This window comes from Arthrobacter sp. Leaf234 (genome assembly GCF_001422665.1).
GTDB lineage: Bacteria > Actinomycetota > Actinomycetes > Actinomycetales > Micrococcaceae > Arthrobacter_D.
Genome location: NZ_LMLU01000008.1, coordinates 103372 through 122301, shown reverse-complemented (window position 1 = coordinate 122301; position 18930 = coordinate 103372). Strand labels below are relative to the sequence as shown.

Genomic DNA, 18930 nt, shown 5'->3' with positions numbered 1-18930 from the left:
GTGGGTCGAACCACGCCCCTTCCGCATGTTCGGCAGGTGTTCACCGCGTGGCACCTGTACGGCGGGCCGCGGCCCGCACAAGCTCTTCGTAGATCCACCTCACCCTAGGAGTGCACATGGCTAATTTCACAGCCGCTGACATCAAGGCCCTGCGCGAGCGCACCGGCGCCGGCATGATGGACGTCAAGAAGGCCCTCGACGAAGCCAACGGCGACGCCGACAAGGCCCTGGAACTGATCCGTATCAAGGGACTCAAGGGCGCCACCAAGCGCGAGGGCCGTTCCACCGCCGAGGGTCTCGTGGCCGCTCGCGTGGACGGCAACGTCGGCGTCATGGTCGAGGTCAACTGCGAGACCGACTTCGTCGCCAAGGCCGGCCCCTTCATCGACTTCTCGAACAAGGTGCTCGCCGCAGCGATCGAGTCCGGTGCCACGGACGTCGAGACCCTCCTGTCCTTCGAGCTCGACGGCAAGCCCGTCTCCGAGCACGTCATCGAGGCCGGTGCCCTCCTCGGCGAGAAGGTCGACGTCCGCCGCATCGCGCGCGTCGAAGGCCAGATCGTCGACGCGTACCTGCACAAGACGTCCAAGGACCTCCCCGCCCAGGTCGGCGTCCTGTTCGCCGTCGAGGGTTCCGGTGACGCCGCCGTGCAGACCGCGCACGACGTCGCCGTGCACATCGCCGCGTACTCGCCGACCTACCTGACCCGCGAGGACGTCCCCGCGGAACTCGTCGAGTCGGAGCGGCGCATCGCCGACGAGACTGCCCGTGCCGAGGGCAAGCCCGAGCAGGCCCTTGCCAAGATCGTCGAAGGCCGCCTCACCGGCTTCTTCAAGGAGGGTGTCCTGGTGGACCAGGCCTTCGCGAAGGACGCCAAGAAGTCCGTCGCCGCCGTCCTGACCGAAGCGAACGCCAAGGCCACGGCCTTCGCACGTTTCCGCGTCGGGGCCTGACCCCCAGGGCAGGCAGCAGCATCCCGGGAAGGGCGGCCGCCTTCGAGGTGGCCGCCCTTTCCTGCGCCCGGGGAGGCGCCCCGTATCCTGTAACGGGTCCGGCAACATCCCCACCCCCGCATTACCGGCCGTCCGACCAGGACCGGCCCCCAGTTCTACGCCCGGGAGGCACTTCATGGACACCACGTCAACCATCCGACCGGGTGGTACCGAGGGCCGGCGCCGGGTACTCCTGAAGCTCTCCGGCGAGGTCTTCGGCGGTGGCAAGCTCGGCGTCGACCCCGAGACCGTCCGCTCGGTCGCCCAGCAGATCGCGGCGACGGTGGGCGAGGTCGAGGTGGCCATCGTCGTCGGCGGCGGCAACTTCTTCCGCGGCGCGGAACTGTCCCAGAGCGGCATGGACCGCTCGCGGGCGGACTACATGGGCATGCTCGGCACGGTCATGAACTGCCTGGCCCTGCAGGACTTCCTCGAGCAGGCCGGGGTGGAGACCCGCGTGCAGAGCGCCATCACCATGGGGCAGGTCGCCGAGGCGTACATCCCGCGGCGCGCCATCCGCCACCTGGAGAAGGGCCGTGTGGTCATCTTCGGGGCGGGCGCAGGCCTCCCGTACTTCTCGACCGACACGGTCGCCGCCCAGCGCGCCCTCGAGGTGCACGCGGACGAGGTCCTCATGGCCAAGAGCGGCGTCGACGGTGTCTACACCGCCGACCCCCACAAGGACCCGACGGCGGAGAAGCTGGAGACGCTCTCCTACGACGAGGCCCTGCGGCGGGACATCCGTGTCATGGACCAGACGGCCATGACGATGTGCAAGGACAACGACCTGACCATGGTGGTGTTCGGCATGGAGGGCGAGGGCAACGTGACGCGGGCCATCCGTGGCGAGAGGCTCGGGACACTCGTCACCGCCTAGCGGTTCCGAGGGAAGAGGGCAACGGGGCCGGCGGCCCTGCCGGGCCGCGGGACGGCCGTGAACTAGGATTGACCACTGGAACGGTTGCCGTGCAGCCGACTGCGGAGCGAAGGAGACATTGTGATCGAAGAGACCTTGCTGGAAGCCACCGACAAGATGGACAAGGCCGTGGAGGTTGCAAAGGACGATTTCGCGACGGTCCGCACCGGACGCGCCAATGCCTCCCTGTTCTCCAAGGTGGTGGTGATGTACTACGGCGCTCCCACCCCGCTGCAGCAGCTCGCGTCCTTCCAGAACCCCGAGGCGCGCACCCTGCTCATCACGCCCTTCGACCGCGGAGCGCTGAACGACATCGAGCGCGCCCTGCGCGACTCGGACCTCGGCGCGAACCCGTCGAACGACGGCAACGTGATCCGCGTGGTCCTGCCCGAGCTCACGCAGGAGCGCCGCAAGGAGTACGTGAAGCTGGTCAAGACGAAGGCGGAGGACGCCAAGATCTCCATCCGCAACGTCCGACGGAAGGCGAAGGACGGCATCGACAAGGCCGTCAAGGACGGCGACGCCGGTGAGGACGAGGGCTCGCGCGCCGAGAAGGAACTCGACGCGACGACGAAGGCCCGCGTGGACCTCATTGACGAGCTGCTGAAGCGCAAGGAAGCTGAGCTGCTCGAGGTCTGATGGCAGATCTCGATCCTCCCGGCGCGGATCGCGGGCACGAGACCCGCTCCGCCGTCGGGACAGAAGAAAGCCGCACGGGCGGCGCGGTGTCGGCCCCGGCGCAGGGGCCGACCACCCATACCAGGGCACCGTCTCGCGCCGGTCGGTCCAGCCACGGACTCTTCCGTCGCCGCCGGCCCATCCGTGAGCCGGGCAAGCCGTCCCGTGCCGGGCGCAACCTTCCCGCCGCGATCGGTGTGGGCGCGGGTCTCCTGATCCCCGTCCTCGTGGGCCTCTTCTTCCCGATCGTCTTCGTCGGGATCGTCACCCTGTTCGCAGCGGTGGGCGTGTGGGAGATCAGCCGCGCCCTCGAACTGCGGCGGATCCACATCCCGCTGGTACCGACCATGGCGGGGACGATCGTCCTGCCGTTCTCGGCCTATCTCGGCGGCGCCGAGGGCCTCGCCGGAGCTGCGGTCGCAGCCGTCGTCGTCCTCTTCCTGTGGCGCGCGGCGAGCCCGGCGCCGGATGCCGCCAGGAGCCTGATGGCCGGTACCTTCACCGTGCTCTGGGTGCCCTTCATGCTCAGCTTCGCCATGCTGCTCATGAAGGTCGACGGCGGGAACCTCGTCATCGCGACACTCCTCCTGCTGGTCGTCGCGAACGACACCTTCGGGTACCTGATCGGCGCCTTCTTCGGCAAGCACGCCATGGCCCCGAAGATCAGTCCCAAGAAGTCCTGGGAGGGATTCGGCGGTTCGATCGGCGGCGCCCTCGTGGTCGGCGGGCTCTGCGCCGTCCTGCTGCTCGATCAGCCCGTCTGGATCGGGTTCGCCCTCGCGGTCGCCATCGTGGCGGCCGCGACCGCCGGCGACCTCGCGGAATCGATGATCAAGCGTGAGCTCGGCGTGAAGGACATGGGCACCATCCTGCCGGGCCACGGCGGAGTCATGGACCGCCTCGACTCGATCGTCTTCGCCTCCCCGGTGGCCTACCTGCTGTCCGCTACATTGATACCGGGGTTGCTGTAACCGCTGGTCGCGGACCGATCCCGGGGGGCGAAGGCCCCGCACGGTCTCGAGTATTTCAGCGCAAAGGACGTCAGACGATGGATGTGGCCCGGCCGAGCAGCTCCCCCTTCGCGCGGGTGGGGCGCCGGGAGGTCGGCTACGACACGGGCCAGGTGGACCGCTTCCTCACGAGGGCCCGCGGCGACTACAACGCCGACGACCCCGATTCCCGCTCCGTCACGAGCAGTGAGGTACGGGGCCAGTCCTTCCGCCCGACCCCGGGCGGCTACGAGCCCCAGTCCGTCGACGCCGCGCTGGACCGGCTCGAGGACGTCTTCGCCCGGCGGGAACGCGACCGGCTGATCGCCGCGCAGGGCGAGGACGCGTGGCTCCGGCAGATCGGACGCACCGCCGCGGTCCTGCGCGGGCGGCTGCACCGTCCGCACGGCGAACGCTTCCGCCGCCCGGCGAGGAAGAACGCCCCCAGCTACGCCGTCCAGGACGTCGACCGCCTCTGCGACGAGCTCCTGCGGTACCTCGAGCAGGATCTGCCCCTGAGCGTCGACGTCGTCCGCCGCGCCGTGTTCCGCGAGGCCCGTGGTGCGGACGGCTACGAGGAGAACCAGGTGGACGTGTTCCTGGACCGCGTCGTCGAGCTCATGGCGGGCATCGACTGACGCCTCCGGGTCACCCACGCCGTGGGCAGGAGCTCTCCGCAGCGGCGGGACGACGAGGCCAGGACGGTTCTCAGCCGCTCTGCGCCGGTGGCTCGGGCGTGTGCAGGCGGGCCAGCACGCGCGACGCCGACGCGGGCCTGCGTCCGGCCGTCGCCCTCGAGACGAGCACCATGGTGAGGAACGCGGTCGGGACCGTCCAGAGGGCGGGCTGGCCCAGCCAGACCCAGCGGTCGTCCGCTGCCGGCCCGAGGGCGGCCGTGACGGCGATCGCCCCGCCGCAGAGCACGGCGCCGACCAGCATCCCCGCGATCGCCCCGGCATCTGTCAGGCCCCGCCACCAGATGCCCAGCAGCAGCAGCGGGCAGATCGTGGAGGCGGTGAAGGCGAACACCGATCCCACGCTGCCCGCCAGTGCCAGGCTGTCCGTCAGCAGTGCGACCACGAGCGGGATGAGCGCCGAGAGCAGGGCTGCCCTGCGGAAGCCCCGCACGCTGCCCTGGAAGAACTCCTGGCTCACCACGCCGGCGAGCGAGACCACGAGTCCGCTGGTCGTCGACAGGAAGGCGGCGAACGCCCCGGCGGTCACCAGCGCGGACAGGAGGTCCCCGGTGGCACCGTCGAAGATCCGGCCCGGGAGCAGGAGCACCGTCGCGTCCGCGGCGCCCTCCGCCGCCAGCTCGGGCGTGTGGATGCGCCCGAGGATCCCGTAGACGGTCGGGAAGAGGTAGAAGACCGAGAGCAGGCCGAGCACGATCACCGTGGTCCGGCGGGCGGAGGCACCGTCGGGGTTCGTGTAGAAGCGGACGAGGACGTGCGGCAGGCCGAGCGTGCCGAAGAGCAGGGCGATGACCAGCGAGATGGTGCCGTAGAGGGATGCGTCCGCCGTCGTGTTCAGATCCGCGGTGAAGGCGCCGCCGCCCGCGGTGATCGGTCGGCCGTCCGCGCCGAGGCGGAAGAGGATGAAGGCCACCGGCACGGCGAGGGCCGTGAGCTTGAGCCAGTACTGGAAGGCCTGCACGAAGGTGATGGAGCGCATGCCCCCGGTGACCACGCTCAGGCACACCACGACGACGACCGCGAGCGGACCCACCCAGGACGGCAGTCCGGTGGTGATGCGCACGGTCAGGGCGGCGCCGTGCAGCTGCGGAACGATGTACAGCCACCCCACGACGACCACGAGCATGCTGGTCACCCGGCGGACGAGGAGGGAGTCCAGGCGCGCCTGGGCGAAGTCGGGGATGGTGTACGCGCCGGACCGTCGCAGCGGCGCGGCCACGAAGAGGAGCAGCATCAGGTAGCCGGCGGTGTAGCCGATGGGGAACCAGAGCGCATCGACGCCGGAGATGAGGATGAGGCCGGCGACGCCGAGGAAGCTCGCCGCCGAGAGGTACTCGCCGCCGATCGCCGAGGCGTTCCACCAGGGCCGCACGGTGCGCGAGGCCACGTAGAAGTCGCCCGTGGTGCGCGAGATCCGCAGGCCGTAGATGCCGATCAGCACCGTGCTGAGGGCCACGAGCACGAGCGCCGTGTACCCGACGGCGGGGCTGAGCTCGAGACTGCCGCTGTCCAGCGCGTCAGTCATCGTCCACCAGGTCCTGGAAGCGGCGCTCGTTGCGGGATGCGCTGCGCACGTAGAGGACGGCGCACCCGATCACGAGCGGATAGATCCCGAGGCCCAGCAGGAGCCAGGGGATCGGCACGGTCAGGATGGTGGCCCCGGTGATGTCGGGGAAGACGGCGAGCAGCACGGGGATGCCGATCAGGATGACCAGGAACCCACCCGCCACCACCAGTGCGAGCCGCAGCTGCGAACGGATGAGGGAGGCGACGAACAGCTGGCCCACCTCCGACTGCTCGGCCATCTCCCGCGCCACGGGGAAGGTGGCGCCGGTGGCCCGGGCCGCGGTGCGCGGGGCGGTCACGCGGACCCGACGGGGAACCGTCGGCTGCTCGTCCGTCACCGTCTCAGTGGCTCGGGCGGAGACGCGTCGCCTCGAGCTTCTCCCGGACGTCGGGGAGGTGGCGGCGGCTCACGGGCAGCTCGGCATCCCCGACGAACAGGCTGGCCCGGCCCGCCCCGATCCTGACCTTCCGCACCTGGTCCATCGCCACGAGATAGGAGCGGTGCGTACGGAGGAACCCCGCGTCCGCCCACTGGCGTTCGAGGTCGTTGAGGGGGATGCGGATCAGGTAGCTCGCCTCCGAGGTGTGCAGTCGGGCGTAATCACCCTGCGCCTGCACGTACCGGACGTCGTCGCGCCTGATCATCCGGCTGATCCCGCCCTGGTCCACGGTGATGACCTCGGGCGCGGCCGTCGAACCCTCCATCAGTTCGCAGACGCGACGCACGGATTCCGCGAGGCGCTCGGTCCGCACGGGTTTCAGGAGATAGTCGACGGCGCGGAGTTCGAAGGCCTCGAGCGCACGGTCCTCGTCGGCCGTGACGAACACGACGGCGGGCGGGCGGCTGAAGCGCGAGATGACGCGGGCGATGTCCAGCCCGGAGAGGGCGGGCATGTGGATGTCGAGGAACAGGGCATCGACGCTGTGCTGCTCGAGCGCCCGCAGCGCCTCCGCGCCGCTCGACGCACGGTGGATGGTCCCGATCCGCGCGTCCTTGCCGAGCAGGAAGGCCAGCTCCTCGACGGCGGGGAGTTCGTCGTCGGCGACGATGACATTGACCATGTGTCCTAGGTTACGCGCCTCAGGCCCGGTGATCCGGCTGCGACTTCGGCACGCGCAGGGTGATGAGGGTACCCGCGCCGGGTGCCGTGTCGATGACCAGTCCGTGGTCGTCGCCGTACACCTGGCGCAACCGTGAGTCGACGTTCCGCAGCCCCACGTGGACGTCCTCGGTGTGGCCGGCGAGGACGGAGCGCAGGTGGTCGGGATCGATCCCCACACCGTCGTCCTCGATGGTGACCTCCGCGTACGGCCCGTCGTCGTGGGCCGTGATGGTGATGTTCCCGACGCCGTCCTTGGAGTCGAGCCCGTGGCGCACCGCGTTCTCGACGAGGGGCTGCAGGCTGAGGAACGGGATGACCGTGCTCAGCACCTCCGGTCCGATCTCGAGGGTCACCTTGAGCCGGTCGCCGAACCGCGCACGCTCCAGCAGCAGGTAGCGGTCGATGCTCCGCAGTTCCTCGGCCACGGTGGTGAAGTCGCCGTGGCGGCGGAAGGAGTAGCGCGTGAAGTCGGCGAACTCGACCACCAGCTCACGGGCACGCTGGGGGTCGGTGTTGATGAAGGACGCGATGGCGTTGAGCGAGTTGTAGATGAAGTGCGGGCTGATCTGCGCCCGCAGCGCACGGACCTCCGCCTCGGCGAGCAGGCGCCGGGAGGAGCCGAGTTCGGCGAGTTGCACCTGCGTGGACACCCAGCCGGCCAGCTCGTTGGTGGCCCGGACGAGTCCGGCGTTGACGTCCCCGGCGAAGGCCCCGACGGTGCCGACCACGCGGTCGTCGACCCGCACGGGGGACAGGACGAGCTCCCCGAGGTCGGTCAGTCCCGCGGCGTCGAGCCGCTGCCGCCGGAAGATCTGGGTCCGCCCGCTCTCGAGGACCTGCCGGACGAGGGGCATGACGTCCGGGGCCGGCCCGCGGCCGCCGTCCCACGCCAGCACGCCGGCGTCGTCGCTCATCATCAGGACGTCGCAGCGCAGGAGGCCGCGCAGGTGCCGGCTCGCCTTGGAGGCGCCGGACGCCGTCAGCCCCTCGCGCAGGTGCTCGGAGGCGAGTGCCGCGGTGTGGAGGGTGGCGTACGTGGCGCGGTCGGCATCGGAACCGAGGTCACGGGAGGAGCGGGAGAGGCGGAAACCGAGCGAGGCGACGACGGCGAGGGTGATGACGGCGACCGCGCACACCAGGGCGGTGTCGACGGCGGCGCTGAACATGGCACCACAGTAGCGTCCGTGGCACGGACGGCCTCGACCGTTCGGCGCGCCCTGCAACCGTTCACCGCACCTCGCCGCTCACTCACCGACGCGTCCGCGCGGTTCGCTGGTGGGGCCCGACGACGTCGTCCACAGTGATGGGTGTCACACCGACGTGCCTCCCTGCGCGGCAAGGATGCCGCCGTCGCGGTCGGTGGGGCGACCGAGAAGGAGGAACCATGGGTTCGCACCCAGTAGAGCCGGACGCCGGTTCCGGTGCTGCCGTCGACTTCACCGAAGTCCAGCAGACCGAGCAGTTCAAGGAACTGCGCAAGCGCCACCGCAGCTTCGTCTTCCCCATGGCAGTGTTCTTCCTGCTCTGGTACTTCGCCTACGTGCTGCTGGCCGACTACGCCCACGAGTTCATGGCCACGCCCGTGTTCGGCAACATCAACGTGGGCATCATCCTGGGCCTGCTGCAGTTCGTCAGTACGTTCGCCATCACCATGTGGTACGTGAGCTACGCCAACCGCCGCCTCGACCCCATCGCCGCGAACCTGCGGCATGAACTCGAGGAAGCAGCCCCCGAGGTATTCGTCGACCCGTCAGGTGGAAAGAAATGAGCACCATCACCGCCGGGGGCATCCACGTCCCCCTGCAGACCGCCGAGGTCACCACCGTCGGCTCGCCGGTCCTGAACATCGCCATCTTCGGCCTCTTCGTCGCGATCACGCTCGTGATCGTGCTCCGGGCGAGCCGCAACAACAAGACCGCGGCCGACTACTATGCCGCCGGACGCTCGTTCACGGGTGGCCAGAACGGTACGGCCATCGCCGGTGACTACCTCTCGGCGGCGTCCTTCCTCGGGATCGTCGGAGCGATCGCCATCAACGGGTACGACGGCTTCCTCTATTCGATCGGCTTCCTCGTCGCCTGGCTGGTGGCCCTGCTCCTCGTCGCGGAACTGCTCCGCAACACGGGCAAGTTCACCATGGCCGACGTCCTGTCCTTCCGGCTCAAGCAGCGTCCCGTGCGCATCGCGGCGGCGATCACCACGCTCGCGGTCTGCTTCTTCTACCTGCTGGCCCAGATGGCCGGTGCCGGTGGGCTCGTGTCGCTGCTCCTCGGCATCAACGACCGTCTCGGCCAGTCGATCGTCATCACGGTCGTGGGCGTCCTCATGATCATGTACGTGCTGATCGGCGGCATGAAGGGCACCACCTGGGTGCAGATCATCAAGGCCTGCCTCCTGATCGCCGGTGCGTTCATCATGACCATCTGGGTCCTCGCGCTGCACGGCTTCAACCTGTCCACCCTGCTGGGTGCGGCGATCGAGACCTCGGGCAACGCAGCGATCACGAGCCCCGGCCTGCAGTACGGGCTGACGTCGATCACGCGCCTCGACTTCCTGTCCCTGGCGCTCGCGCTGGTCCTCGGCACCGCCGCCCTCCCGCACGTGCTCATGCGCTTCTACACCGTCCCCACGGCGAAGGAGGCCCGACGCTCGGTGGTCTGGGCCATCTGGCTCATCGGCGCGTTCTACCTCTTCACGCTGATCCTCGGCTACGGCGCCAGCGCGCTGATCGGCTCCGAGCGGATCCTCGGCGCCCCGGGCGGGGTGAACTCGGCGGCACCGCTGCTGGCGTACGAGCTCGGCGGGTCGATCCTCCTCGGACTCATCTCGGCCGTCGCCTTCGCGACCATCCTGGCGGTGGTCGCAGGTCTCACCATCACCGCCGCTGCATCGTTCGCGCACGACATCTACGCCAGCGTCATCCGCAAGGACAGGGTCGATCCGGACGGCGAGGTCAAGGTGGCGCGCCGCACGGTGGTCGTGATCGGTCTCGTCTCGATCGCGGGTGGAATCGGGGCGCAGGGTCAGAACGTGGCGTTCCTCGTGGCCCTCGCCTTCGCGGTGGCGGCCAGCGCGAACCTGCCGACCATCCTCTACTCGCTGTTCTGGAAGCGGTTCAACACCCAGGGCGCCATCTGGAGCATGTACGGCGGCCTCGGCTCGGCCATCCTGCTGATCGCCCTCTCGCCCGTCGTCTCCGGTGGCGAGAAGTCGATGATCCAGGGTGCCGACTTCTCCGTCTTCCCGCTCAGCAATCCCGGGATCGTCTCGATCCCGCTGGCCTTCTTCCTCGGCTGGCTCGGGACGGTCCTCTCCCGCACCACGGAGGACCCGATGAAGCAGGCGGAGATGGAGGTCCGCTCGCTGACCGGCGTCGGAGCCGAGAAGGCCACCGACCACTAGGCACGCGACGCGTAGGACCGACGAGGCCGCCCCACCTGCTGGTGGGGCGGCCTCGTCCGTCCGGTGATCCCGCGCTTTCAGGGGCAGGCGGGGCCGGGCGGGACACGAGGGGGTCCTGACGGGCGTGGAGGCCGGAGGTCGGCCCGTGTCTCCTCACCCCAGCGCATCGCCGAGGCACTGCAGCCAGGTCCGGAAGTGCTCGGGACCGTCGAAGTGGGAGCCCGGCACCGCCGCGACCTCCGGTGCCGCGTCGGCTCCGTCGACGACGAGGCAGTGGCCGCCGGCGGCGGCCGCCGCTGCGAAGGCGGGCAGGTCGCCCCGGTCGTCGCCGGCGTAGGCCACGACGACCAGACCATGCCGCCGGATGATCGACCGCAGGGCGGTGCCCTTGTCCTGGTCCACGGGCATGCGGAGTTCCTCGACCATCTTCCCGGGCTCACGCCTCAACCCGAAGGTCTCCGTCGCCCGACGGAGGACGGGCGTGATGCGGCTGATCGCAGCTTCCTGGTCCGGGGCGCGCCGCCAGTGGACGGCGACGGCGAGGGACTTGTCCTCGACGTGGATGCCCTCGATGCCGTCGAACTCCTCGTGCAGGAGCGCGGTGGCCTGCGCCACGGCGTCGTTCCACCGATCCGCCTCCGGCACCTGCTCGACGCCGCCGGCCGTCAGGCGCTCGAGGCCGTACGAGCCGTGGAGCTCCACGCCGGGGATGCCTGCACGGTCCGCGAGGAAACGCACGGGCCGGCCGGAGAGCAGGGCGACGAGGGGGAGTCTCGTGGCGAGATGCGCGAGGATGGCCGCTGTGTCCGGCAGGAGGTCACTCGCTGCGGGATCATCGGTGATGGGGGAGAGGACCCCGTCGAAATCCATCACCAGCCCGGCCTTCGGTCCGCTCGTCAGTGCGCTGATGACCTGGTTCGCTGATTCCATGCATCGACCCTAGCGGGACGTGCGAGGCAGCGGTCGGCGTCGTGTGCGACCGGTGCGCCCCACGCCGTCGCCGCACCGGGCGCGCCCGTGCCGCCGGCGTCGGCCGCGCCGCTGCCTCCCGGTCAGGATGCCTGCTGCGGTCCGCGCGCGAGGAGGGGCTCCACCCGGAAGGGGATGAGCTCGCCCATCGCCAGGGACGTGTCGCAGCGCTCCACGCCGTCGCAGGCCAGGATCTTGCCGTTGATGCGGAAGAGGTCCTCGGCATCGACGGCGACCACGCGCACCAGGATGTCCGCCTGGCCCGTCACGCCGAAGGCCTCGATGACCTCGGGCACGGCCGCGATGCTCCGCGTGATGGCTGCCAGCTTCTGCTGCTGGACGTGCACGTGGATGAAGGCGGTCAGCGGGTAGCCCAGCGACACCGTGTTGATACGCCGCTCGAAGGACAGGAAGACGGACTTCTTCTCGAGCTGCGCCATCCTCGCCTGCACCGTGTTGCGCGAGAGCCCGAGCTTCTGGGCGAGCGCGACGACGGTGCGCCGGGGGTCCTTCGCCATGGCCTGCAGGAGGCGCGTGTCGGTGAGGTCGAGGGGTTGCATAGTGCGCAACGCTAACACGGCCGCTGCGCCCGGAATAGTGCACTCTGCTCAGTCGATCAGGAATCGGTTGTGCCTCCTGTGCTGTGTGAGTAGGGTCACAACCACTCCGGGTAAAGGCGCCCGGAGCCCTTCCATCTGCTGATCGCGGGGGGAGGGTCTGTCTGCCAACGCGGAGGTAGCGTGCAATGACCGAGGACTCCACGCAGCCGGGAGCAGGACCCGACAGCGGGTCCGACCCGCAGGGGGCGGCGCCGTCGGGTACCGGCGGAACGGTCCATCCGGGACCGGGCCGCGAGGGTGCGGACGACCTCGTCCGGCTGGTCGACCACCACGGCGTGCGCCACCCGGACCGCCACTACGACGCGCTCGTCGCGGACGTCGACGGCGCCGCGCTGCAGAAACTCTACGAGGACATGGTGGTGGTGCGGCGCATCGACGCCGAGGCCACGGCCCTGCAGCGCCAGGGCGAACTCGCGCTCTGGCCGCCGCTGCTCGGCCAGGAGGCCGCGCAGATCGGCTCGGGGCGTGCGCTCCGCTCCGACGACTTCGTGTTCTCCAGCTACCGGGAGAACGCCGTCGCCTACTGCCGCGGCGTGGACCTCGGCGACATCCTGCGCGTCTGGCGGGGCAACGCGTCCTCGGGGTGGGACCCCTACACGATCAACATGGCCACCCCGCAGGTCATCATCGGTGCGCAGACGCTGCATGCCACCGGCTATGCGATGGGCATCATCAACGACGGCGCCGATTCCGTGGCCGTCACCTACTTCGGCGACGGCGCCACGAGCCAGGGCGACGTCAACGAGGCCATGGTGTTCGCCGCCAGCTACCAGGCGCCCGTCATCTTCTTCTGCCAGAACAACCACTGGGCCATCTCCGAACCGGTGGGACTGCAGGCCCACGTGCCGATCGCCCGGCGGGCGCCCGGGTTCGGCATCCCCTCGGTCCGGGTGGACGGCAACGACGTCCTCGCCTGCCTCGCCGTCACGCGCGAGGCGCTGACGCGGGCCCGTTCCGGCGGAGGCCCCACCTTCATCGAGGCCGTGACCTACCGGATGGGCCCGCACACGACGGCCGATGATCCGACCCGCTACCGCGACGCCAACGAGCTCGAGGACTGGGCGGCCCGCGACCCGCTGGCCAGGATCGCCACGCTGCTCGACTCGCTCGGACTGCTCGGTGCGGACTACTCGGACGCGGTGAAGGCGAAGGCCGACGCCGTCGCCGCCGAACTGCGCGAGGGGTGCCTGTCCATGCCGGAACCGGCGCCGTCGGACGTCTTCCGGCACGTCTACAGCGAACCGAACTCCTGGCTGGAGCGCCAGCAGGACCACTACGAGCGCTACCTCGCCTCCTTCGCCCCGGCACCCCAGGAAGGGACCCGCTGATGTCCACCATGACCTTCGGCCGCGCGATCAACGCCGGCCTCCGCCGTGCCATGGACGAGGACCCGAAGGTGATCCTCATGGGGGAGGACATCGGCAAGCTCGGCGGTGTCTTCCGCATCACCGACGGCCTGCAGAAGGACTTCGGGGCCCACCGGGTCCTCGACAGCCCGCTGGCCGAGGCGGCCATCATGGGTACCGCCGTCGGGATGGCCTACCGGGGGTACCGGCCGGTCGTGGAGATCCAGTTCGACGGCTTCATCTACCCGGCCTTCGACCAGATCGTCTGCCAGGTGGCGAAGCTGCACTACCGCACGCAGGGCGCCGTCAGGATGCCCATCACCATCCGCGTGCCCTTCGGGGGTGGCATCGGTTCGCCCGAGCACCACTCGGAGTCGCCCGAGGCCTACTTCACGCACACCTCCGGTCTGCGGGTCGTCAGCGTCTCGAACCCGCAGGACGCCTACACGATGATCCAGCAGGCCATCCGGTCCGACGACCCCGTCCTGTACTTCGAGCCCAAGCGGCGCTACCACGTCAAGGGCGAGGTGGACGAGGCGGTCGATCCGGCGTCGTCGGACATGGGCGCGGCGCACGTGGTGACCCGCGGGACCGACGTCACCCTCGTGACCTACGGCCCGCTCGTGCCCACCGCGCGTGACGCCGCGATCGCGGCCTCCGACGACGGCGTCTCCATCGAGGTCATCGACCTGCGGTCCCTGGCGCCCATCGACTTCGCGACGGTCGAGGGGTCGGTGCGCAGGACCGGCCGCCTGGTGGTCACGCACGAGGCGGCGCAGTCCGGCGGGCTCGGCGCGGAGATCGCCGCGAGCATCACGGAGCGCTGCTTCGACTTCCTCGAGCACGCACCCGTCCGCGTCACCGGATTCGACATCCCGTACCCCTACTCGAAGCTCGAGTTCCACCACCTCCCGGACCTCGACCGGATCCTCGACGGCGTGGACCGGGTGCTCCGCCGACCGAACTCCCTGAGCGGACCCGCAACCGAAGGGGCGGCACTGTGAGCGCACCCGCGACCGACGCGTCGCCGACCACCGTCCGGGAGTTCCGGCTACCCGACCTCGGGGAGGGGCTGACCGAGTCCGAGATCGTGCAGTGGCACGTCACCGAGGGTGACACGGTGGAACTCAACCAGATCATCGCGGACGTCGAGACCGCCAAGGCCGTCGTCGAACTGCCGTCGCCGTACGCGGGCGTCGTCGTCCGCCTGCACGAGCCCGCGGGCGCCGTGGTGGACGTCGGAGCGCCGATCGTCTCGTTCCGGATCGCCGGTGAGCCCGAGGCCGTCGTCCGTCCGGTTCCCGAGGACGAGGCCCCGGCCCGGCGTGAACCGAACCTCGTGGGATACGGGGCCGCTGTCGAGAAGGGCGGACGGCCGCAGCGGCGGAGCCGATCGACCGTTCCTGCCGCGGGTGCCCCGGTCCCGCAGGTGCCGGCGCTCGAGGCGACCGTCCTCCCCGCGACCGTCCTCCCCGCGACCGTCCTCCCCGCGACCGTCCTCCCCGCAGCGATCCCTGCGCCGACCTCGGCCCCGGAGCGAAGGCCGGCCCCTGTCCAGACCCCCGCGCAGGCCCGGACCGCGGTTCCCAGTGCGGCCCTCGCGCCCGGCCGGTCGCACCCGGCCGTTCACGACGTGTCCGCGGCGTCGTCGCGGACGGTCGTCGCACCCACCGACGAGCGGCCGCGCTCCACTCCGCCCGTGCGGAAGCTCGCACGGGACCTCGGGATCGCACTCGAGGACCTCGCGGGAACCGGTCCGGGAGCACTCATCACCCGGGCGGACGTGCTGGCCGCGCTCGCAGGCGCAGCCGGGCCCGCCGCGGCAGTGCTCGATGCGGGCACGGCACCCGTCGGTTCCCCCGAGCCGGCGCGGGCCGAGCGAGCGGCGGCGGCGCCGGGGGAGATCCGCACACCCATCAAGGGGATGCGGAAGCACACCGCGGCGGCCATGGTGGCCAGTGCCTTCACCGCGCCGCACGTCACGGAGTTCCTCACCATCGACGTCACGCCGACCATGGAGCTGCTGGCGGAGCTCAAGGGTTCCAGGGCGTTCGAGGGTACGAAGGTGACGCCGCTGACCCTGGTGGCCAAGGCCGTGTGCATCGCGGTGGCACGCAACCCCACCCTGAACTCGTCGTGGGACGAGGCGGCGCAGGAGATCGTGCAGTACTCCGCGGTGAATCTCGGCATCGCGGCGGCGACGCCGCGTGGCCTGCTCGTGCCGAACATCAAGGGCGCCCAGGGGCTTGCCCTGGTCGAGCTCGCCCGCGCGCTCAACGGCCTGACCGAGACGGCCCGTGCGGGCCGGACCCCACCGGCGGATCTTGCGGGCGGCACCCTCTCGATCACCAACATCGGTGTGTTCGGGATCGATGCGGGGACGCCGATCCTGAACCCGAGGGAGGCGGCGATCCTCGCGATGGGCGCAGTGCGCAGCATGCCCTGGGAGTACCAGGGCACGGTGGCCCTGCGGTCCGTCATGACGCTCAGCCTGTCCTTCGACCACCGGTTGGTGGACGGTGAGCAGGGCTCGCGCTTCCTGGCCGACGTCGGCACCATCCTCCGGAACCCGGCGATGGTCCTGACCATGGTGTAGCAGGAGGTCCGGGACTCCGGGACGTCCCGCTCGGACGTGTCGGGCGGTCCGACCGGTTGCCCGCCCTGCCGGATGTATCAGGGCGGGTGCCTCGCGGTCGGCGGCGGCGGTCAGACCAGTTCGAGGATGAGTTCCCGGACCACGGCGCCGCGCGCGGGTGCGAAACCCTGTGCCTCGCCGACCTGCTGGAAACCCCACCGCTCCAAAATGCGGATGGAGCTCACGTTGTCCGCGACGGCCCGCGCGCGGATCGGCCGCTCGGTCACCTCGTTCAGGAACTGCCCGACGGCGGCCGTGGTGATGCCCTGACCCCAGCGTGACCGGTCGATCCAGTAGCTGATCTCCGGGGCGTCACCGTCGTTGTACGCGAGGATGCTGCCCACCACCTGGCCGTCGGACAGGATGGTCCGCACCGTGATCCTCGAGTCGTTCAGGATGTCCTGCCAGTGGTGGTCGAAGACGCCGCGATCCGACGGGTTCTTCGCGCCGAAGGCCGCCATGTGGTTGGCGCTGGGGTCCAGCTGGTGCGAGAAGAACTCGTCGAGGTCGGTGGCTTCCACGGGACGTAGCGTGATCACGGCGGTACTTTCAGTTGTGGGCGACCCCGGCCGCTCCGCGCGACCGGGACTTCTCGTGGTTCAGCGTACTAGGCGGCCGGGCCGGCCGCTGGGCACAGCTGCGCTGCCCCGGCCCGGTGTCCGGCCCGGACGTCAGACGGTCAGCGCGGCCCACGCCATGTCCTGCAGCAGCTCCCGCAGGGCGCCGAGTTCGCGGCCCGTCCCCGTGCCGTGCGCCGTGTGGGGGGTCGAGTTGATGAGTCCGAACACGGCGTGGACCCGGCGGCGCAGCAGCGACCGCTCGGAGTCCGGCCGGTACGCGGCGAGCTCGTCCACCCAGACCTGGACGTAGCTCCGCTGGAGCGACCGCACGGCGCGTTCGTCGTCGTGGGCCAGTGAGCCGAGATCACGGTCTTGGACCCTGATGACGTCCGCGTGCCTGAGGGCGAACTCGACCTGGAAACGGATCAGTCCCCGCAGCGCCTCCTCGTGCGAGGGGGCGGAGTCGGCGACGGCCCTGCCTCCCTCGAGGAGGTCCTCGCTCACCCCGGTGAGCAGGGACGAGAGCACGGAGGGCTTGCCGGTGAAATGCCGGTAGACGGCCGGACCGCTGACGCCCGCGGCGGCGCCGAGGTCCTCGATGGACACGCCGTTGTAGCCGCGTTCCGCGAACAGCTGCGCCGCTGCGTCGAGCAGGGCTGCGCGTCGGGTGGCCTTCGCGATGCTCCGGCCGGTCACGCGGTCCTCGGTGGGCAGTGCCTCCATGCATTCCTCATCATCCGGGGGGTCTTCCCCTCATTCTGATGGACATTCAGGTTAATGACCACTAACCTGATCCCGGTTAGCGAATGCTAACTGAACACTGCGCGAGGAAGTAGTCGATGGAGACACTGACGTCGAAGGTCGACCCGCTCTCACCGGTCTTCACGGCCAACGCTGCCGCGCAGCGGGAGCTCGTCACCGATCTCCGCTCCCGGCTCGCCACGGCGGCCCTCGGCGGCCCCGAGCGCTCCCGTGAGCGGCATGTGGCCCGCGGCAAGCTGCTTCCGCGCGAGCGCATCGACCAGCTGCTCGACGACGGCAGCCCCTTCCTCGAGATCGCACCCCTGGCGGCGAATGGCATGTACGACGACGAGTGCCCGGGTGCCGGGGTGATCGCAGGTATCGGCCTGGTGCACAGGCGCCACGTCCTCGTCATCTCCAACGACGCCACCGTCAAGGGCGGCACCTACTACCCGATGACCGTGAAGAAGCACCTGCGTGCGCAGGAGATCGCCCTCGAGAACAACCTGCCGTGCGTGTACCTCGTCGACTCCGGCGGTGCGTTCCTCCCGCGGCAGGACGAGGTGTTCCCGGACCGGGACCACTTCGGCCGTATCTTCTACAACCAGGCCTCCATGTCCGCCCGCAGGATCCCGCAGATCGCCGCGGTCCTGGGCAGTTGCACCGCCGGTGGCGCCTACGTGCCGGCGATGAGCGACGAGACCGTGATCGTCCGCAACCAGGGCACCATCTTCCTCGGCGGACCGCCCCTGGTGAAGGCCGCGATCGGCGAGGTGGTCACGGCCGAGGAGCTCGGGGGCGGCGACGTCCACTCCCGCGTCTCCGGCGTCACCGACCACCTCGCTGAGAATGACCAGCACGCCCTCGAGATCGTCCGGGACATCATCGCCACACTGCCGCCGGACCCGCACGCGGGCGTGCCGAAGGTGGCGGAAGCCGCGGAGCCCGCCGAGCCAGCCGTCGCCCCCGACGAGCTCTACGGCGCCGTGCCCACCGACGTGAACGCCGCCTATGACGCGCGGGAGGTGATCGCGCGGATCGTCGACGGCTCGCTCTTCCACGAGTTCAAGCGCGAGTACGGCACCACGCTGGTCACGGGCTTCGCGACGATCCACGGGCACCGGGTCGGCATCGTCGCCAACAACGGCGTGCTGTTCAGCGAGTCGGCGCTGAAGGGCGCGCACTTCATCGAACTCTGCGACCAGCGGGGCATCCCGCTCGTGTTCCTGCAGAACCTCTCGGGCTTCATGGTCGGCAAGGACTACGAGGCGGGGGGCATCGCGAAGAACGGCGCCAAGATGGTGACCGCGGTCGCCACGTGCCGCGTCCCCAAGCTGACCGTGGTGATCGGTGGATCCTTCGGCGCGGGGAACTACTCGATGTGCGGCCGGGCCTACTCGCCGCGGTTCCTCTGGATGTGGCCCGCGAGCCGGATCTCGGTGATGGGCGGCAACCAGGCCTCGTCGGTCCTCGCGACGGTCAAGCGCGACCAGCTCGAGGGTCGGGGCGAGGAGTGGTCCACGGCGGCCGAGGAGGCCTTCCGTGCGCCGATCCGCGACCAGTACGAGGCGCAGGGCAACCCCTACTACTCCACGGCGCGCCTGTGGGACGACGGCGTGATCGACCCCGCCGACACCCGGACCGTCCTCGGGCTGGCCCTGGACGTGTGCGCCGGTGTGCCCCTGCCCGACTCCTCCTTCGGCCTCTTCCGGATGTGA

General features: G+C 70.2%; 19 protein-coding genes. 11 read left to right on the top strand and 8 right to left on the bottom strand.

All coding sequences use genetic code 11. The features are described 5' to 3' along the window. The first annotated feature begins 116 nt into the window (after positions 1–116). The 5 genes from tsf to ASF21_RS14205 all read left to right on the top strand — a co-directional run bounded on the left by tsf (position 117) and on the right by ASF21_RS14205 (position 4213). Positions 117–953 carry a translation elongation factor Ts gene (gene tsf / locus ASF21_RS14225; protein ID WP_055772657.1) on the top strand — a complete coding sequence of 279 codons (837 nt, stop codon included), beginning with the start codon at positions 117–119 and terminating at the stop codon, positions 951–953. Between the two features lie 175 nt (positions 954–1128). Beyond that, the gene (gene pyrH / locus ASF21_RS14220) at positions 1129–1869 is read left to right on the top strand and encodes a UMP kinase (protein WP_055772654.1); all 741 of its coding nucleotides are present in this window, start codon (positions 1129–1131) and stop codon (positions 1867–1869) included. A gap of 120 nt (positions 1870–1989) precedes the next feature. Continuing rightward, positions 1990–2547, top strand: coding sequence for a ribosome recycling factor (frr, locus tag ASF21_RS14215; protein ID WP_055772650.1), 558 nt, complete (start codon positions 1990–1992; stop codon positions 2545–2547). Beyond that, a complete protein-coding gene (locus ASF21_RS14210; RefSeq protein WP_082471597.1) occupies positions 2547–3557 on the top strand; it encodes a phosphatidate cytidylyltransferase in 1011 nt (336 codons plus the stop codon). The genes frr and ASF21_RS14210 overlap by 1 nt, the downstream gene beginning before the upstream one ends. Before the next feature lie 77 nt (positions 3558–3634). Continuing rightward, positions 3635–4213, top strand: a complete 579-nt coding sequence (locus ASF21_RS14205) for a DivIVA domain-containing protein (protein WP_055772647.1) — start codon at positions 3635–3637, stop codon at positions 4211–4213. Positions 4214–4283: 70 nt separating this feature from the next. Here ASF21_RS14205 and ASF21_RS14200 read toward each other — a convergent pair whose 3' ends face one another. Genes ASF21_RS14200 through ASF21_RS14185 form a run of 4 tightly spaced genes read right to left on the bottom strand, consistent with a single transcriptional unit; the run spans position 4284 to position 8105 of the window. After that, positions 4284–5795, bottom strand: coding sequence for a cation acetate symporter (locus ASF21_RS14200; RefSeq protein WP_055772644.1), 1512 nt, complete (start codon positions 5793–5795; stop codon positions 4284–4286). Then, on the bottom strand, positions 5788–6174 hold the full coding sequence (locus ASF21_RS14195) for a hypothetical protein (protein ID WP_055772641.1): 387 nt from the start codon (positions 6172–6174) through the stop codon (positions 5788–5790). The genes ASF21_RS14200 and ASF21_RS14195 overlap by 8 nt, the downstream gene beginning before the upstream one ends. A gap of 4 nt (positions 6175–6178) precedes the next feature. Further along, positions 6179–6898 (bottom strand): LytR/AlgR family response regulator transcription factor, encoded by a 720-nt coding sequence (locus ASF21_RS14190; protein WP_055772638.1) that lies wholly within the window; start codon positions 6896–6898, stop codon positions 6179–6181. Between the two features lie 19 nt (positions 6899–6917). Further along, positions 6918–8105: a sensor histidine kinase gene (locus ASF21_RS14185; protein ID WP_055772636.1), complete on the bottom strand. Its 1188-nt coding sequence runs from the start codon at positions 8103–8105 to the stop codon at positions 6918–6920. Positions 8106–8323: 218 nt separating this feature from the next. Between ASF21_RS14185 and ASF21_RS14180 the strand changes: the two genes are divergently transcribed. Together ASF21_RS14180 and ASF21_RS14175 are read left to right on the top strand one after the other, a co-directional pair. Next, on the top strand, positions 8324–8707 hold the full coding sequence (locus ASF21_RS14180; protein WP_055772633.1) for a DUF485 domain-containing protein: 384 nt from the start codon (positions 8324–8326) through the stop codon (positions 8705–8707). After that, on the top strand, positions 8704–10341 hold the full coding sequence (locus ASF21_RS14175; RefSeq protein ID WP_082471596.1) for a cation acetate symporter: 1638 nt from the start codon (positions 8704–8706) through the stop codon (positions 10339–10341). Before ASF21_RS14180 ends, ASF21_RS14175 begins: the two co-directional genes overlap by 4 nt. 153 nt (positions 10342–10494) lie before the next feature. Here ASF21_RS14175 and otsB read toward each other — a convergent pair whose 3' ends face one another. Together otsB and ASF21_RS14165 are read right to left on the bottom strand one after the other, a co-directional pair. Then, the gene (gene otsB, locus ASF21_RS14170) at positions 10495–11271 is read right to left on the bottom strand and encodes a trehalose-phosphatase (RefSeq protein WP_055772630.1); all 777 of its coding nucleotides are present in this window, start codon (positions 11269–11271) and stop codon (positions 10495–10497) included. A gap of 122 nt (positions 11272–11393) precedes the next feature. Beyond that, positions 11394–11870: an Lrp/AsnC family transcriptional regulator gene (locus ASF21_RS14165; protein ID WP_055772626.1), complete on the bottom strand. Its 477-nt coding sequence runs from the start codon at positions 11868–11870 to the stop codon at positions 11394–11396. A gap of 185 nt (positions 11871–12055) precedes the next feature. Here ASF21_RS14165 and pdhA point away from each other — a divergent pair, with 185 nt between their 5' ends. The 3 genes from pdhA to ASF21_RS14150 are packed head-to-tail and all read left to right on the top strand — an operon-like array spanning position 12056 to position 15872. Then, a complete protein-coding gene (gene pdhA, locus ASF21_RS14160; RefSeq protein WP_082471595.1) occupies positions 12056–13258 on the top strand; it encodes a pyruvate dehydrogenase (acetyl-transferring) E1 component subunit alpha in 1203 nt (400 codons plus the stop codon). Then, on the top strand, positions 13258–14280 hold the full coding sequence (locus tag ASF21_RS14155; protein ID WP_055772624.1) for an alpha-ketoacid dehydrogenase subunit beta: 1023 nt from the start codon (positions 13258–13260) through the stop codon (positions 14278–14280). Before pdhA ends, ASF21_RS14155 begins: the two co-directional genes overlap by 1 nt. Further along, complete coding sequence (locus ASF21_RS14150) at positions 14277–15872, top strand: dihydrolipoamide acetyltransferase family protein (protein ID WP_055772619.1); 1596 nt, start codon at positions 14277–14279, stop codon at positions 15870–15872. The genes ASF21_RS14155 and ASF21_RS14150 overlap by 4 nt, the downstream gene beginning before the upstream one ends. Before the next feature lie 110 nt (positions 15873–15982). On the opposite strand, the gene ASF21_RS14145 is transcribed toward ASF21_RS14150, so the two are convergent. Both ASF21_RS14145 and ASF21_RS14140 read right to left on the bottom strand, forming a co-directional pair. Next, positions 15983–16450 (bottom strand): GNAT family N-acetyltransferase, encoded by a 468-nt coding sequence (locus ASF21_RS14145; RefSeq protein WP_082471594.1) that lies wholly within the window; start codon positions 16448–16450, stop codon positions 15983–15985. A 132-nt stretch (positions 16451–16582) separates the two neighbouring features. Continuing rightward, positions 16583–17194 (bottom strand): TetR/AcrR family transcriptional regulator, encoded by a 612-nt coding sequence (locus tag ASF21_RS14140; protein WP_055772616.1) that lies wholly within the window; start codon positions 17192–17194, stop codon positions 16583–16585. 116 nt (positions 17195–17310) lie between these two features. Between ASF21_RS14140 and ASF21_RS14135 the strand changes: the two genes are divergently transcribed. Next, positions 17311–18930 (top strand): carboxyl transferase domain-containing protein, encoded by a 1620-nt coding sequence (locus ASF21_RS14135; protein ID WP_055772613.1) that lies wholly within the window; start codon positions 17311–17313, stop codon positions 18928–18930.